15 protein-coding genes are annotated in these 16,993 nt (G+C 50.9%); 13 read left to right on the forward strand and 2 right to left on the reverse strand.

Features of this window, described 5'->3' with window-relative positions:
- Window position 1: 1 nt before the first annotated feature.
- The 3 genes from ACI1P2_RS24225 to ACI1P2_RS24235 all read left to right on the forward strand — a co-directional run bounded on the left by ACI1P2_RS24225 (window position 2) and on the right by ACI1P2_RS24235 (window position 5,181).
- Window positions 2-148, forward strand: coding sequence for a hypothetical protein (locus tag ACI1P2_RS24225; RefSeq protein WP_355323956.1), 147 nt, complete (start codon window positions 2-4; stop codon window positions 146-148).
- Complete coding sequence (locus ACI1P2_RS24230; RefSeq protein WP_355323959.1) at window positions 141-1,439, forward strand: glycosyltransferase family 2 protein; 1,299 nt, start codon at window positions 141-143, stop codon at window positions 1,437-1,439. Before ACI1P2_RS24225 ends, ACI1P2_RS24230 begins: the two co-directional genes overlap by 8 nt.
- Window positions 1,440-1,623: 184 nt before the next feature.
- A complete protein-coding gene (locus ACI1P2_RS24235) occupies window positions 1,624-5,181 on the forward strand; it encodes an S-layer homology domain-containing protein (RefSeq protein WP_355323962.1) in 3,558 nt (1,185 codons plus the stop codon).
- Between the two features lie 228 nt (window positions 5,182-5,409).
- Here ACI1P2_RS24235 and ACI1P2_RS24240 read toward each other — a convergent pair whose 3' ends face one another.
- The gene (locus ACI1P2_RS24240; protein ID WP_355323965.1) at window positions 5,410-5,517 is read right to left on the reverse strand and encodes a putative holin-like toxin; all 108 of its coding nucleotides are present in this window, start codon (window positions 5,515-5,517) and stop codon (window positions 5,410-5,412) included.
- 516 nt (window positions 5,518-6,033) lie between these two features.
- Here ACI1P2_RS24240 and ACI1P2_RS24245 point away from each other — a divergent pair.
- From ACI1P2_RS24245 to ACI1P2_RS24290, 10 genes are all read left to right on the forward strand, one after another.
- Entirely contained in the window at window positions 6,034-6,669 is a 636-nt protein-coding gene (locus tag ACI1P2_RS24245; protein ID WP_355323968.1) for a TetR/AcrR family transcriptional regulator, read from the forward strand.
- A gap of 79 nt (window positions 6,670-6,748) precedes the next feature.
- On the forward strand, window positions 6,749-7,609 hold the full coding sequence (locus ACI1P2_RS24250) for a substrate-binding periplasmic protein (RefSeq protein WP_355323970.1): 861 nt from the start codon (window positions 6,749-6,751) through the stop codon (window positions 7,607-7,609).
- Window positions 7,610-7,700: 91 nt separating this feature from the next.
- Window positions 7,701-8,348: an amino acid ABC transporter permease gene (locus ACI1P2_RS24255; protein WP_355324025.1), complete on the forward strand. Its 648-nt coding sequence runs from the start codon at window positions 7,701-7,703 to the stop codon at window positions 8,346-8,348.
- 17 nt (window positions 8,349-8,365) lie between these two features.
- The gene (locus ACI1P2_RS24260) at window positions 8,366-9,112 is read left to right on the forward strand and encodes an amino acid ABC transporter ATP-binding protein (protein ID WP_355323972.1); all 747 of its coding nucleotides are present in this window, start codon (window positions 8,366-8,368) and stop codon (window positions 9,110-9,112) included.
- Window positions 9,113-9,132: 20 nt separating this feature from the next.
- A complete protein-coding gene (locus ACI1P2_RS24265; protein ID WP_355323973.1) occupies window positions 9,133-9,558 on the forward strand; it encodes an OsmC family protein in 426 nt (141 codons plus the stop codon).
- Between the two features lie 161 nt (window positions 9,559-9,719).
- Entirely contained in the window at window positions 9,720-10,361 is a 642-nt protein-coding gene (locus ACI1P2_RS24270; RefSeq protein WP_355323976.1) for a PspA/IM30 family protein, read from the forward strand.
- Between the two features lie 28 nt (window positions 10,362-10,389).
- Window positions 10,390-11,421, forward strand: a complete 1,032-nt coding sequence (locus ACI1P2_RS24275) for a TFIIB-type zinc ribbon-containing protein (protein ID WP_355323978.1) — start codon at window positions 10,390-10,392, stop codon at window positions 11,419-11,421.
- The gene (locus ACI1P2_RS24280; protein ID WP_355323981.1) at window positions 11,418-12,209 is read left to right on the forward strand and encodes a TPM domain-containing protein; all 792 of its coding nucleotides are present in this window, start codon (window positions 11,418-11,420) and stop codon (window positions 12,207-12,209) included. The genes ACI1P2_RS24275 and ACI1P2_RS24280 overlap by 4 nt, the downstream gene beginning before the upstream one ends.
- A gap of 71 nt (window positions 12,210-12,280) precedes the next feature.
- Complete coding sequence (locus ACI1P2_RS24285) at window positions 12,281-13,207, forward strand: SPFH domain-containing protein (protein WP_355324028.1); 927 nt, start codon at window positions 12,281-12,283, stop codon at window positions 13,205-13,207.
- A gap of 152 nt (window positions 13,208-13,359) precedes the next feature.
- Window positions 13,360-14,781 carry an MFS transporter gene (locus ACI1P2_RS24290; RefSeq protein ID WP_355323984.1) on the forward strand — a complete coding sequence of 474 codons (1,422 nt, stop codon included), beginning with the start codon at window positions 13,360-13,362 and terminating at the stop codon, window positions 14,779-14,781.
- 153 nt (window positions 14,782-14,934) lie between these two features.
- On the opposite strand, the gene ACI1P2_RS24295 is transcribed toward ACI1P2_RS24290, so the two are convergent.
- Window positions 14,935-16,065: a DUF4261 domain-containing protein gene (locus tag ACI1P2_RS24295; RefSeq protein WP_355323987.1), complete on the reverse strand. Its 1,131-nt coding sequence runs from the start codon at window positions 16,063-16,065 to the stop codon at window positions 14,935-14,937.
- Between the last annotated feature and the right edge of the window lie 928 nt (window positions 16,066-16,993).

Here is a 16,993-nt window from a genome sequence, read left to right on the forward strand (position 1 = left end):
GATGGATAGCTACTTGGATTGGTTCATCCCTTTATGTATTATTGTCAGTGCTTTTTTTACGGTTACCATTATTATTCTGACGGCAGCTACACTGGTCTTTCGGGCTCAGGTGAATCGCAAATATGATCGGGGGAGACCAAGTGACTGATTTTATACTTCTTGTAACCATCATAAGCATTTGGATTGCAGTAACCGAAGCGGTTGTCATTATGGCTGGGGCGATTCGTTTCATGAACAGGCAAAACCGGACCAATTTCGTGATCCCGGAAAATATGGACCATTTTCCTACCGTCACGGTGCTCGTGCCGGCCCATAATGAGGAGCTGGTCGTGGCCATTACGGCGGAGCATATCCTGCGGCTGAACTATCCTGAGGATAAAGTGCAGATCATCATGATTGCGGATAACTGTTCTGACCAGACGGCAGAGAAGTTAAGGGATTTAAAAAACAGATCCAGCTACAAGCACCGTGATTTTACGATTTTTGAGCGAACGGGCACGGGCGGTAAATCCGGGGCATTGAATGATGCGCTGAAGCTGGCCAAGGGAGAATGGATCTGTGTGTACGATGCCGACGCGGCGCCGGAACGCAACGCCTTGCTGTTTCTGGTGCAGAAGGCGCTGGAAGAGCCTGAATTATATGGAGCGGTCTTCGGCCGCAACAAAGCCCGCAACCGGGGCCAGAACTTCCTGTCCAAAGCTATTAATCAGGAGCTTGTGACAGTTCAGCGGGTGCATCATACCGGGCTGTGGGAGTTGTTCAAGATCGGCACGATTCCGGGCACGAATTTTATCGTAAAGGCAGCCCTGATGCGTGACATCGGCGGTTGGGATGAAGACGCGATTACGGAGGACACGGCGGTTTCCTTTGAAATTATGAAAAAAGGCCAGCTTATTGCGCTAGCTCCACAGGCCGAGGCGTATCAGCAGGAGCCTGAGAAGCTGAGCGTCTATACAAAACAGCGCGGGCGGTGGTCCAAAGGGAATTTTCATGTTATCATGAACAATTTCCACCATTTATTTGACAGGACAAGCTGGCGCATCAAGCTGCATATCCTGTATTATGCTGCCAGTTATTTCTGGTTTATGCTGGCGATTGTGATTTCGGACATCATTTTCGTAATCAATGTCATTTATCAGATTGTTCACTTGTTCTTCCCGAATATAAACAGTCCACTCCAATTTACAAGCGATGTCTATGTCTATCTGGTCGTGGCCTGGGCTTTGATGTATTTTATCTACGTCCTGCAGATCAATCTGGCGCTTGCGTCGGATATCGGACAGAGCAACACGGAGAACTTTGTGATCTCATGTCTGTCTTATTTCACCTATGCTCAGCTATTCCTGATCATCTCGGTGAAGGCCTTCGGGTCCATTATCGTAGATAAGGTAGCGGGACGGCAAAGCAACAAATGGTATAAAACGCAGCGGTTTGGTTGAGGAATTCCCGAAATTTCGACATCATTTTACAATAGACGGCACAGATTTTACCTTTCTAATATATAGCTCTAACAGCGGCTTGATAAAGTGAATTCATTCGAGCCGACTGGGAGGGCTATTTTTATTAGATTCTGCTAAACGCGGTCTGGCTTCTGTGAATATATGTCGAAAGAGGTTTTCTTGCATGAAATCGGGGTTATGGTTTAAAAAAATGACAGTAAGTTTCCTGGCGGGCAGCTTGCTTGCAGTGGGAATTGCGGTTCCGGCAAGCTATGCCGCTTCAGGGACAGAGAATCAGGCGCCAGGCAGCGGCAGATGGATGGCGGGGGAATACCATACCCACACTTACCAGTCCGATGATGCTCAGACGTCTCTTGAAGATGTGCTGGATCATGCCTTTGAGGCGAACAATCTGGACTGGCTCGGCGTCTCCGACCATTTGCGCATGGAAGGCCGGGATGACACTGGAGCTTCTCTGACCGGCGGCTCTATTCCGCTGTCGAAGGGCATTGAGCTGTATCAGCTTCCAAAAATTGAGCAGCTTCAGTCAGCAGGGAAATATAAGGATAAAGTCATCTTTACCGGCTTCGAGTGGGACATGCCAACCTACGATCATGTGGGTGTCGGTATTTTGCCAGATGAATTAAAAGCGGCCAACATCATTGAGGCGATCAGCCATTTTGAGTACTTATTCACAAACCGGAGCGAAAGCTTGTATGATCCGCAGGACGTGGCCAGATGGAGCGCGGAAGATAGCAGAGCTTACAGCACCAAGGGGGATGCCCGCAAGGCTGTTCAATGGCTCAAGGATCACTATCCGGAAAGCTATATGATTATTAACCACCCATCCAGAAAAAGGGGCAGCTCCGCGGAATTTAAAATCGAGGATATTCGTGATTTCAATAACATTGCACCGGATATTGCTTTTGGCTTCGAGGGCATGCTGGGCAACCAGATGGCACCGGACCGTGGCGAGGTGGCCCAGGCGTACGGCGGAACGGATATCATGGTTGCGCAGCTTGGCGGAGTCTGGGATGCGCTGCTTGGGGAAGGGCGCCACTTCTGGAACTTTGCCAACTCGGATTATCATTTCCACATTGACAGCACCCGCCAATACTCCAGCGGATACCTGCCAGGGGATTATTCCAAAAACTACACCTGGGTGAACGGCTCCGACATGCACGCTGTCGTGGATGGCATGCGTTCAGGCAAATCGTTTTCCGTGTTCGGCGACCTGATTAACGCGTTGGATTTCCGCATTTCCGGCGATAGTCAAGTGGCGGAGATGGGTCAAGATCTGCAGGTGACGCAAGGGGACGACATGGAGCTGACGATCCGCTTTAAGAGTCCTGAGGGTAACAATAACGGCGATTCTGTCACAGTGGATCACGTGGATCTGATTGCGGGGGACGTCACCGGGCTAGCTGAGCCTGGCACCGCCGAATATACGAAAAGCACCAATGACACTACAAGAGTGCTGAAACGCTTTGCGAGCGATGAATGGACGACCGATGAGGACGGCTACAACGTGATCACCTACAAGCTTGGACCAGCGGAGAAAAACCAGTTTTTCCGTCTTCGCGGCACCAATCTGGGCGTGGACGTGCCGGGGGAAACGAAAAATGGCGAGCCGCTGATTGATGTGAAAAACGAGACGAAAGACAATGAGACCCGTTTTACGGAAATTAATAACCGCAACTATTCGGATCTCTGGTTCTACTCTAATCCAATCTTTGTGGACGTAACGCCTTACAATGACGAGCAGGCCGTGGAAGACACCGCTGCACAGTTAAGTCTTGGCGATACGAGCGGCATTGTCGATGATCTGCATCTGCCTGCGGCAGGCGAGCACGGGGTGAGCGTTCAATGGGAAAGCTCCAATCCGGAGCTGATCGGTCATGATGGCCGTCTGCTTGTCCGCTATCCGGTGGAGGATACGGAAGTGACCCTTACGGCGACCATTACACGTGGGGATGTCAGTGTAACCAAGACCTTTGCGGTTACGGTAAAAGGCTTCGGTGATACATCACCTGTTGAATTGAAGGCGTCCATGACGACTGAGGACGGGAATCGCTATGCGAGCGGGGCATGGACGAATCAAAGCGTCATAACCAGTGTGTATGCGGTCTACGCAGAGCCTGTAACGGAAGTCTCGCTCAAATTGTCCATGGATGGCGGCGAGTATGAGCCTTATACGGCTGACGAGGGCATTGAAATCTCGGGTGAAGGTGCGCACACGCTGACATTCCAGGCCACCGACAATTTAAATCTGCAGAAGTCACAGACGGTGCAGGTGAACATTGACCGCACGCCTCCTGTCATTACGCTTCGCGGTACGTCCACTATAAATCTGACAGTTGGTTCCGCCTATACGGAAACGGGGGCGGATGCCACAGATAACGTGAGCCTGGCAGGCGATGTGCAGATTAGCGGGAAAGTGGATACGAATACTGCTGGAACTTATACCTTGCGCTATAACGTAAGCGATCTGGCAGGCAACCCGGCTGCAGAGGTGATTCGTACAGTCAATGTGTTGGCAGGCGGGGACAATCCCGGGAATGGTACTCCCGGAAATGGAAACCCCGGAAACGGCAATGATAATTCCGGCGACGATGACTCGGATAACGATCATTCGGGTGACCATAACTCGGGTGGCCATGACTCGGATAATTCGGATAAAGGCAATTCCGGTAGCGGCGGATCAGGCGGCAGCCAGCCGGGAGGCAGCGGATCGAGCAGCGGAGAAACGGAAAGCAGCGGGAACGGACAGCCTTCGTCGAAGGTGATTGAGGTTCCTGCAGGACAAGCCGTCAGGGACGAACTCAGCGGGGTTATCCGTATTGACGTGCCGGCAGGGGTGTGGAGTGCAGACAGCCAGGTCAAGGCTGGGGTGCTTGCTGACGACGCGGCGCCTTCAACAGGTGGTCTGTCCCGGATCAGCCCGGTGGTTGAGCTGTCCAACGAAGCAGGCAATATGTTCGGTTCTGCAGTGAAGCTCACCTTCAACTACGATACGGATGCTCTGTCCGGCAATGGCGCACCTGCCGTCTATTATTATAATGACCAGCAGGGAAGATGGATTTTCATTGGCGGATCCGACAACAGTGATGCTACCATAGCGGCCAGCGTCAATCATTTTGCCAAGTTCGCTGTCTTTAGCTATGAGCCGAAGGCATTCAGCGATCTGGCGGATCATTGGGCGCTGCCGTTTGCGGAACGGTTAATCGGGATGAACGCGGTTCAAGGGTATGAAGATCAAAAGTTCCACCCGAATGAGAAGACGACCAGAGCGCAGTTTGTCAAAATTCTGGCGGACGCTCTCGGCATGAGTGCATCCGATACCGCGACTTCCTTTGCCGACGATGCGCAAATTCCAGCCTGGGCAAGGCAGCAGGCTGCCACAGCTCTGGAGGCCGGATTGATTCAGGGCTCGCGCGAAAACGGACACATCGTCTTTAACGCAGACAAGCTCATTTCACGTGCCGAACTGGCGGTCATGATGGCCAATGCGCTGAATGCGACCAGCGGGGCGAGTGAGTTCGGCGGGGCCGACAGCGGCGCAAGCAACCAATTTACGGACGCTGACAGCATCCCGTCCTGGGCGCGTGCTTCCGTTGCTACAGCGATGAATACGGGCGTTCTGACTGGCTACCCGGACGGTACTTTCCAGCCAGACCGAGCGGTAACGCGCGCCGAAGCGATTGCAGCCGTCTACAGGCTGCTGGAGGCTTTGCATATATAGAGGCTTCCTTAGTTATCATTGATCATGAGGGACAGAAAAATCATTAAACTAAAGAAAGTACTATTTATACTTGTGTTGGCTTGTGATAAAATGTAATCAAGAAGCATACACTAAAAAAGAGTGAGGATGCACCAACATCCTCACTCTTGACAACAGCCGCTTATAAGGGCGGTGGCTGTTCAAAGGTTGATCTGTGGAATTAGACCGCTATCCTTTGCTGAGGGCGGTCTATTTCTTTTGGTTCAGAGCAATCACTATCGTAACGATCACACCGATAAGCGTTATAATTAACGCTCCAAATGCAATCATCAATGATAGTGCTTGAAAAACCTCCATAGCATCACCTCCCTTCCGGGAGACTAGCCGACCGCCCATCTAAGCCATTCTGTTGTTAGGTATATTATACCATGCTCTATGGATTGTTAATAGAGTGTTATGATAAGTTTCCACGAAAAGGGCCGTGATATTAGCCGATCCTTAAGTATTTATTTTACTAATTCAATCGCTCTTACATGTCGCTACGCTTGATAGGTTTAATTAGAACGAGGTGTTTCTTTTTTTAACTCTTCTAGTGAATTCAGTTTCATTTGTAAAGCGAAGTAAGATCCGCCAACAATCAAAATAAATAAGATTAGCACACCTATCCAGATTCTTTTCTGTGTCACTTCTAAAATACACTCCTTTGCACCGTGCAGACAACTATCCCCTGCCATAACGTATGCCTAATTGTTTTTTTGACTGTCGTCAGAACAGTAAAGAATACAAGTAGAGTAGGTATTGACAAATTCCGTGTTAACCTATAGGATTTACTTACCCGACTGATGAGTCAGTCAAGTGAGGGGGACGATACAGATGCTGAAGGATAAAGAATCGGCTGCTGGCGATGACCGCAGAGCCCAGCTGATGTCGATTGCCCTGAAGCGTTTTGCTACATATGGCTATCACCAGACCAAGGTGTCCGATATTGTCAGGGAGGCGGGAGTGGCTCAAGGGACATTTTACTGGTATTTCAAAAGCAAGCAGGAATTGGCCCAGGAGATTATTACCGAAGGCCGCGATCAACTGCTTGATGCGATAGGCCAGGGCTACCGCAAGGACAGTGGAACACTCGAGGATATGGTCAGAGCCTCGGAGAGCCTGTTTACTCGCATGTTTGATTTCGCCGCAAATCACCGTTATTTTATGAAGCTGCTGCTTACAGGCAGCGGAGTTGATGAGACGGTGCAAAGACAGCTTGCGGAGACCAAGGATGCCATGGAGCTGGCCTTTCGCAGGAATATTCGGCGGGCGATTGAGCTGGGAATGATTCCGGACAAGCTGGATGTTGAGCTGCGGGCGGCTTTATTGATGAGCATGATCGAAGGCTTGATGCTGCGCTGGCTGTTCGGCTCGGAAGGAACGCATGACCAGATGTCCGTTCAGAGCAGCGCCGTGCTTGCGGCAGAAGCGGCCAATTTTGAATTTTACGGCCTGATGGGAAAACCTTAGCGCCAAGAGGGATAATGTTACAGTTTTTAGACACACTGCATATTACACCACAAGTAAAGACAAGGGGAGAACAACTAAGATGAAAACAACGAGAAAAAACTGGGCAGTTTCAATTATGGCACTGGCATTATTCAGTATGCTGCTGAGTGCCTGCGGCGGAGGTTCGGCTGCCAACACGGCAGGCGACAACAACAATGCGGGACAGACAACCGGGGCATCGGATGACCTCGCCAAAATTAAAGCGGCTGGTGTGATGAAGGTCGGTATTATGGGCACCTATCCTCCATACAACTCCCTCGGCAAGAACGGAGAGTATGAAGGCTTTGACGTCGATATTGCCAAAGGTATTGCCGAGAAGCTTGGGGTGAAGGCAGAGTTCACGGCTCAGGACTTTTCCGGTCTGATTCCGAGCCTGCAGGCGAACAAGCTGGATGCTGTCGTCAGCCAGGTGACAATCACCGATGAGCGCAAGCAGGTGATTGATTTCAGCGATCCGTATATTACCAATAGCGTAAAAATCATTGTCGGCGAAAACAACACAGATATTACCAAGCTTCAGGATTTCAAGGGCAAAACCATTGGAGTGGGACTTGGAACCAATGATGAATCCTACCTGCGCAATGAAGTTCTGCCCGAGGTCGGCAATTTTGAAATCAAAACCTACAACGATGTCATTACATCGCTCAAGGATTTGGATGCAGGACGCATTGATGCCACCATCAACAATATGTATGCTTTGAAGCCAATTGTGGACGAGAACGGCTTTAAGGTTAAGGCAGTGGGCGAGCCGATCAAATCCGACCAGGCGGGGGTAGCGATTCGTCAGAACAACCCGCAATTGAAGGAGGCTATCAACAAAGCGCTTGCTGACATGAAAGCCGACGGCTCTTATGAGGAAATCTACAAAAAATGGTTTGGTGAAGCGCCGCCTGCCGAGTAAAAAGGAAGCAGTACAGGGACGAATTTGCCGGCTTGATCAGGCGGCCTCGTCCCGTTTTCCTTTTCGGGTAAAGGAGATCTGAAAGATGGACATGTTTAATTTAGTGCTTGAGAATTTGCCCTTCCTGCTTAAAGGGGCGCTATATACACTCGTTATCACCATTGTATCGATGCTGCTCGGCCTCATCATTGGGATCATCACGGCAATCGCACGTCTGAAAGGGCCGCGTCCTGTCCAGTGGATTGCACGAGTCTATGTATCCATCATCCGCGGGACGCCGCTGTTGGTGCAGATTGTGATCATTTATTTCGGACTCGTGGATTACGGAATCTCGCTCGGCTCGCTGACAGCTGCTTTTATCGCGCTCAGTGTGAACGCAGGGGCATATTTGTCGGAAACGTTCCGTGGAGCGATTCTGGCGGTTCCAAAAGGGCAAATGGAGGCCGCCTACGCCACAGGCATGACGCCCTGGCAGACGATGCGCCGCATCATTCTGCCGCAGGCAGCGCGGATTGCGATTCCGCCGATGGGCAATACGTTTATCGGCATGCTGAAGGAGACCTCGCTCGTATCGGTCATCGGGGTGAGCGAGCTGCTGCGTCAGGCTCAGCTTCTGCAGGCGCAGTTTTACCGGTATATGCCGTTTTACCTGGCGATCGCCGTTATTTATTGGGTGCTGAGCACGGGGATGGCGGCCATTCTGGAGCGGATCGAGCGCAAGCTTAATGAGGCCTATTAATAGTGGAGTTGAAGACGATGATTACAGTCAGCGGACTATCCAAAGAATTTAATCATACCGAAGTATTGAAAAATATAGATTTACAGGTGAACGCAAGCGAGATTGTCGTACTGCTTGGACCCAGCGGTTCGGGCAAAAGCACGCTGCTTCGCTGCCTGAATGGACTGGAGGAGTTGTCCGGCGGCAAATTTGAAGTGAATGGCATCGGCGTTGATGCCGTTGCGTCAAAGCGCACCCGCACAGCCGCTTACCGCGAAATCCGCAAGCATACCGGCATGGTCTTTCAGCAGTTTAACCTCTATCCGCACAAGACGGCGCTGGGCAATGTGATCGAGAGCCTGCTGACGGTCAAAAAAATGCCGCGTGAACAGGCCATACCGATCGGACGCGAGCTGCTGAAGCGTGTCGGGCTGGCGGATAAGGAAGACGCCTATCCTTCGAGACTGTCCGGCGGACAGCAGCAGCGGGTGGCCATTGCGCGCGCGCTTGCGATGGACCCGGCGGTGATGCTGTTCGACGAACCGACCTCCGCGCTTGATCCGGAGCTTGTCGGGGAGGTACTCGGCGTCATGCGGGGGCTGGCCAAGGATGGTATGACCATGCTTGTGGTTACCCATGAAATGAAATTCGCCAGAGAAGTGGCGGATAAGATTGTGTTTATGGCAGATGGTGTCATTGTGGAGGAAGCGGCGCCTAAAGTCTTTTTCGAACACCCTCAGCACGAACGGACCAAGAAATTTTTGCGTCAGATCGAACAAAAATAACAGCAAAGGGGATTATCAGCATGAAAGTAACAACAGTCTGGAACGGGAAACGCAAGTTCACTTCAACAGGGCCGTCGGGCTATTCCGTGAATCAGGATGCCACGGACAAATACGGTGGCGATGGGGAAGGCATGACACCGATGGAGCTGCTGCTGGCCGGGCTTGGAGGTTGTATGGGCATCGATATTACGATGATTCTGAATCATTTCCTGGGGGATATTGAAAGCATTGAGATTGAAGCCAACGGTATCCGTACAGAAAGCATGCCAACGGCTTTTACGGAAATTGATCTGACCTTCCACGTGAAGGGTAACATTCCGGATTACCGGGTATGGAAAGCGATCCATATGGCGGAAGAGAAATACTGCGCGGTTTCGGCCTCACTGAAAGCGGAGATTCGTCCGCATCTGGTTTTGAATGGTGTAGAGGTTTCAGATCCCGCATAACATGATAAGCAGCAAAAAGGTGCAGTCTGCCGGCGTTACCGGTAAAGGCTGCGCCTTTTTAAATTTTCCAAGGCAGAAAATTCCCTCCCGGAAATCGAAGCCTTTTCCCCGGGTTTCAGGTATGATAGGGTAGAGTGAATCTTTGCGAAAGGATCATGCTTATGGGAATTCTATCGAGATTCAAGGATATTTTGAGGATGAATATTAATACCCTGCTGGATCAGGCCGATAAACCGGATAAGGTCATTGATGATTACATGCGCAAGCTGAACATGGACCTGGGCGAAGTGAAAGCGGAGACGGCTGCAATGCTGGCAAATGAGCGCAGGGCTCAAAGGGCACTGGATGAATGCTCAGCCGAAATCCGGAAGCTGGAAAAGTATGCCCATAAGGCGGCGGAAGCGGGCAATGAGGAAGAAGCACGCAGATTTCTGGAGCGTAAGCTGAAGCTGGCGGAAAAGCAGCAGGAGCTGCGGACCGCCTATGAGCTGGCTTCCGCCAACGCCGCCGGAATGAAGCAGGTGCAGGATAAGCTTGTTCGCGATATTGGTGTGCTGGAAGCACGGCGTGCCGAATTGAAGGGCAAAATGGCCCTCACTAAAGCGCAGCAAACGCTGAACTCCATGGACTCGCCGCTTGGCATGCATGATTCGGCTTTTGCAGCCTTGGAAGAGCAGGTGAACAGGGAATACGATGAAGCGATGGCCTTGGCCGAGCTGAGGTCCGAAAAGAAAGATGATCTGGACAGCCTGTTCGAGCAAATTGAGAAAGATCCTAACAACAAGTCGGAGAAAAAGGACTAGCAGTTAACTTATAGAGGTGTGAAGACGGATGCCTATTATTGAATATAAATGTCCAAACTGCGGCAGCGACATGACTTTTGATAGCGCGACAGGGACATTATTATGCGGAAGCTGCGGCAGAAAGGATGATATTGAACGGCTTGCTGATCCTCTGGTGAACCTGGTTTTTACAGAGGGTGAGGTCAGGGAGTATCATTGCCGCAGCTGCGGAGCGGTCATCATGACTGAAGCGGAGACGACGGCGACGTTGTGCAGCTTTTGCGGCTCTGCCGTAGTGCTGGCCGACCGGCTGACGGGGAAGCTCGCTCCCGCGAAGGTGATTCCTTTTACGATCAGCAAGGAAGAGGCGATACAAGCCTTCAAGAAATGGTGCAAAAATGGGCGTCTGACACCGCGTGGCTTTATGTCGGCGAACCGGATCAAGAGCATCACCGGCATGTATGTACCCTTCTGGCTGTATGATTTGCATAATAAGGTAGAGGTTCACGGGCAAGGCACGAAAGTAAGAAGATATACGAGCGGAGATTATGAGTATACGGAGACGAGCCATTTCAGGATCTATCGGCAAATCCGCGTGAATTATTCAGGACTGCCGGTGGATGCGGCGGAGAAAATGAATGATGAGCTGATGGACAAGCTGGAGCCTTTTCACTATGATCAGCTCAAAATTTTTAAAACTCCTTACCTGGCCGGATATATTGCTGAAAAGTACAGCTACGACCATAAGCAGCTTATTCCGCGGATGAAAGGCAGAGTCAGTCAATACATCGACGATTATGTTCAGTCCACCGTATCGGAATATTCGTCCGTAAGCATTACAGACAGGCCCATAGAAACGCATATCAAGCAGGCGGATTATGTGCTGCTTCCGGTATGGGTGATCCATTATAATCACAAAAATCTGGAGCACTCGTTTGCCATGAACGGCCAGACAGGCAAGGTGGTTGGCAAGCCGCCGATCAGCAAGGCCAAGGTGACGGCATGGTTTGCAGGCATTTCCGGGGTCTCGCTGCTTTCGCTGAAGCTGATCTCCTGGATGATTGGAGGGATGTTTTGGTGAAGAGGCATCGAGTGGTTCTGGCTGTGCTGTTGATTCTGACTGTGATGCTCGCTGTTCCCGTGGAAGGGATGTCAGGATCTGCAGCAGCGGATGCGTCGAAAAGACTGATCTATGATGAAGCAGGCTTGCTCAGTCCGGAAGCTAATGAAGAGTTGAATGAGCTGGCCAATCAATACGGGGCGCAGCGTGAGACGGACATTATCATTGTGACCTCAAATAACCCCGATAATGAGGATGTCGAGCGCATGACAGAGGATTTTTATGACGAGCAAGCCCCAGGGTATGACGAGCCGCATGGCAATGCGGTCATTTTGACGCTGGATATGAGGAAAAGACAGATATATCTGGCCGGCTTCTATAAAGCGGAGCAGTACCTGGACGACAGCAGACTCGATAAAATCCGCGATAAGATCAGCGGAAATCTAACGGACGGGGATTATGAAGGAGCGTTTCGGAAATATATTGTTACGGCTTATAACTATTTGGACATCCGCCCGGGGGTAAATCCGGATAATATTCTGTATAAAACCTGGTTTCAGCTGCTGGTGTCCTTCGGAATCGGGGGAGTGGCGGTCTGGAGCATGGTTCGCAATGCCGGCGGCCGTGTTACTGTGAGCGGGCAGACCTACATGGACTCGTCCAGCCCGGGAGTGTTACAGCGCGGGGACCAATATCTTCATACCACGACAACGAGCCGGAAAATCGAAAGAAGCAGCAGCAGCGGCTCAAGCGGCGGCGGAACCACTAGCGGGGGCCATTCGCACAGCGGCAGCAGAGGATCTTTTTAAAGGGGGATACATAAGTGTTTTTCAAAAATCAATTTGCCAATGTGGTGGAATGGGAAGAATTCCGCGATGACATGATCTTCTGGAAGTGGAACAACCGGGAGATTAAACGGGGAAGCAAGCTGATCATTCGCTCCGGGCAGGATGCTATTTTTATCAATAACGGGAAGGTCGAAGGCATTTTCGAAAATGAAGGGGAATACGAAATTGATTCGGACATCATTCCATTCCTGTCCACGTTAAAAGGATTTAAATTCGGGTTCAACAGCGGCATGAGAGTGGAAGTGTTGTTCGTCAACACGAAGGAGTTTACGGTGAAATGGGGAACGCAGCAACCGGTGCTCATCCCGACGCCCCAGCTTCCGAGCGGGATGCCCATCCGTGCCAATGGCACGTTCAATTTCAAGGTGGATGATTATGTAAGGCTGATAGATAAAGTGGCTGGCGTGAAAGACAGCTATCTGGTGGAGGATGTTAAACTGCGCATGACTTCCGTGCTGAACCAGCTGTTAATGAAGTGGATCAGCCGGGAAGGGAAGGATATGTTCAATCTGCAGGCCAATGCTTCTGATATTGCCAAAGGCATTCAGGAAGATCTGGATATGCAATTGATGGACGATGGCCTGACCATTACAGGCTTCCAGGTCATGAGCTTCAATTACCCGCAGGAAATTCAGGATATGATTACGAAAACGGCTTCGCATGAAATGATCGGCAACCTGCAGAAATATCAGCAGGTGAGCATGACGGACGGCATTGCCTCTGGACGTGTGCAAGGCGGCGGCACCGCTTCCGACATCGCCGGTATGATGTTCGGGATGAACGCGGTGAATGAAATGATGAAAAATATGAACTCCTCACAAAAGTCGACGGCGGATGCAGGATCTGCTGCGTCTGGTTCCCCATCTTCGGAAGGCGGCAAGAAGCCCAATTTCTGTCCGAACTGCGGCACGAAAAACGAAGGGGCCAACTTCTGCCCGAACTGCGGGCAGAAGCTGTAGACAGATCGCATCGGCTATGCTATGACCAAGCGATGGTCGATAATTGTAAAAAATCGAGCCGAGTGTTTCATGAAGGAGTGAGATTTTTGAGCAAAAAGGCAGTGGATCAAGCCTCCTAAAGTAGAACATTTTATTTTAGGAGGCTAACGATCATGAAAACAACGGCAAAATCAAAAGGTACGGTACAAAAACAGGTGTCCACAAAGCTGCTGCTGATGGTCCTTGCCCTGTCCTCTCTTCTGGCTGCCATAACAGTGGATATGGTTAATCCCGTTCTTGGGTTGATTAGCCAGTCTTTGGAGGCATCAAAGGCGCAGGTGAGCTGGACGGTCAGCGGAATTGCTCTCGTGCTCGCGATCGGAGTGCCACTGTATGGCCGGATGTCCGACTTCTTCGAGCTGCGCAAGGTATTTATCATTGCAGCAGCGATCCTGACGCTTGGAAGCCTGCTTTGTGCGCTTGCCTCAAGCCTGCCTTTATTGGTGCTGGGGCGGATGGTTCAAGGTGCAGGCATGTCGGCGATACCGGTCCTGTCTGTCGTTGCTGTATCTAAAGTTTTTGCGGAAGGGCAGCGAGGTGCAGCTCTGGGCATTGTAGCGGGCTGTATCGGTATCGGCACTGCTTTTGGCCCCATCTTCGGCGGGAGTGTCGGCCAAATCTGGGGCTGGCCCTCGCTGTTCTGGATTACCTTTTTATTGTCCATCCTTATTCTGATCGGATCCATATTTGCTCTGCCGGGGATCAGACCTTCGGTGGAAGAGGGGACCAAGCGGAGCTTTGATCTTATAGGGGGCATCCTGCTTGGATTAGCCGCAGGGCTGCTTTTATTCGGTGTAACCCAAGGGGAGAGTGCCGGTTTTGCTTCCATCTCTTCCTGGGGAAGTCTGCTGGGGTCGGTGTTAGCGCTGATCGGGTTCATATGGCGCATCAACACGGCAGATAGACCGTTTGTCCCCCCTGTGCTGTTCAAAAACAAGCTTTATGTTAGTTCAGTGATCATCGCCTTTTTTTCCATGTTTGCTTATTTCGCGGTGCTTGTTTATGTGCCGTTGCTGGTCGTGGAGGTGAACGGGCTTAGTCCCGGAGAGGCGGGAATGATTCTGCTGCCAGGAGGCGCCGCTGTGGCGATATGTTCGCCATGGGTTGGCCGCATATCTGACCGCTTCGGGTCGAATCGGCTTGTTGCCGCCGGGGTGGCGATGATGGGCATCTCTACGCTGTTCCTGTCCACTTTTGCCTCTGGAGCTTCTCCTGTACTGGTATCAGTGGGGGCTCTGGGAGCGGGGATTGCCTTTGCATTCATTAATTCACCAATCAATAACGCGGCAGTAAGCGTACTTCCGAAGGATCAGGTCGGAGCGGGAATGGGAATTTTCCAAGGCACATTGTACCTTGGTGCAGGGACAGGCGCCGGTATGGTCGGGGCTTTGCTCCATGCACGGCGTGAGGCTGTTGATTCGCTAAATCCCCTGTACTCCCTGGACGCCATCGCGTACTCAGACGCCTTTCTGGCCGCGGCCGCTGCAGTGGTCATCGCCCTGATCGCAGTGCTGGCCAAAGGGACCCTACGCTGATTGATCTCTTCGTCTAATTCACGAATCAGCTCGTTCAGATGGTCGATATGGGGCAGCTTAGGAGCGGACTTTAAGAAATATCTGAGGAAAATAGAATGAAGAATCGCCGCCTGCTTCCGAAAATGGAAGCTTGGCGGCGATTTTTTTGTGTTTTCAGTAACCGATTTTAAGCGTAGCCCCGTCAAGGTACACACCTTCAGAGCGGGTAATCGGCAGCTTTTGCTCTACTGTAAAGCCGATGGTTTCCCCATCCCTTAGGGTGACGTTTTGCTCCACGATATACAAGGAAATGTCCATCAGGAACTCACGCAGCTCGGCAGGGGTTACCCGGCTGTCCAGCACTTCGATTTCGTCCTTGCCGAAGGCTCTGAGCCCATAGGTATAACCGCTTACTCCAGCTTCCGTGCGAATCAGGCCAAAGTACACCAGGTTGAGCAACGGAAACAGGTCATCCGTCTTCATGGCTTCCGCCATCTCTACAAAAACTTCAGGCTGGAATACGGTGCCTGAGGAATAGAGGCCAATCGCATTAGGAAGCTTCAGGCAGCTGGCCGCCAGTTTGGTGTACATTCTGCCGCTGTCCAGCGCAGAAACGGTGCGCGGAAATACCGCCAGAATGATCTGGGCGACATGGGTTTGGGTCACCTCAATGGCCTCGGGCCACAAATAATTTGACTGGGCATTATGCTCAGCCTCACCATCCGGTATTGGAGCGCCGACGAAGCTTATGGCGACCATACAGCCATCCGCATGAAAGACGAGAGTTCCCTCGCTTTCCGCTTCGGAGCGGTCATCTTCCCCTTCAGCCGGAGCACATGAAATATTCCAGTCCCGGAGAAGGTTCGTCTTGATCTGCTCGAGATCGCATTCCTGAGAGTTCAACAGAACGAAGCCGTTAAACATACCCGATGAATTCTCTTGGTCTGCTGAACTGTCAGCCTGTGCTTGCTCTGCTTCATAAGCTGCCGCCTGCTTCATCCAGTACTCGCGGATCATTTCCACCATGGCGATGGCCTCCTGTTCCGCAGTGGCAGGGTTATAGGGCTGCATTTCGCTGAATATATGGCCGCAGTGTTCCGTGTCGGAGGGGCTTTCGTATCCGCCGCAGACGCCGAGCAGCCATTTGCCAAGCATGGTCTTTTTGTATTTGAATATGTAGTAATGCATGTCATGCAGATCAAATTCTCCCGCAATCTCAATCCTGCTAGGCTTCTGGCCGAGTTCGTGCTCATCGCTCAGCCAGTCAATCATGGATTGCATGGCCGCTTGCTGTTGGGTTGTCATGGATTCCTCTCCTTCTTAAAAGGGCGATTTCGTTTCTGTTATATTCTACCATAGGAAAAGGCGAGTTGTGGGTTTGCTCTTCCGGCGTCAGCTTGTTCTACCCAGCTGCAGATGTTGAGTTATAACTCATTTCATGGACTCCACCTAATCATCCGTGCTTGATAGTCAAGCCGCCCGTCGGCCGTGGCAAGGCATGTGAACTCGCTGCCCGGGAGCTTTGCACCATTATCCCATTGGATCAGGTAAAGAAAAACAGAAAACCGGGAACCGAAAATATACTTTAGGCGCGTTAAAGAAAATAACGGATCAAGTGAGGCACGAAAATGCCTGTTGTTACGCTATTCAGGACCATCGAATGGGTCTATTATTTTGGGATCGTGCCTTATGGAGAAGCAGATCGGTTCGAGATGATGAGGCGATCTTAGGAGAAAGCAGAGCGTTAGGTGGTGTGAAGCAAACCGAGAGTCTGAGTAAAAGGGATAATCATGCAAAGCTGTATGGAGAGGCAACAGGCATCAGGTTACGGACACCAGATACCAAACACCAAACACCATACCCTATAGACATCCGTCTCACTCTGGATACTAAACTCTGAGCGGGGCGAATCCCTTTCTTCTAAGAAAGCTAGAAAAAAGCTGTCTGCTGATTCAGCGTCAACTCCAGCAGTGGATCCCCGTTTTACCCAGTTACATCAAGGCTTGTTTGCCGATTTCATGCTGCGAAAGTTGAGTTATAAATTTTCAATGGAGCTGAACAAATCTATAACCGCAAGAAAAATTTCCGCTAAACGCGGTCTGTCTTCTATGAAAGTACGTCGATTGATGTTTTTCTTTTGCTATACTTGAAAAAAGTTATCCGAGGTGAGTTGATATGCGATGGAAATATATTTTCTTCATACGTCACGTCCGGATTTGAAGATTGAAGAGAA

The organism is Paenibacillus jiangxiensis, from assembly GCF_046098255.1.
Taxonomy (GTDB): Bacteria; Bacillota; Bacilli; order Paenibacillales; family Paenibacillaceae; genus Paenibacillus; species Paenibacillus jiagnxiensis.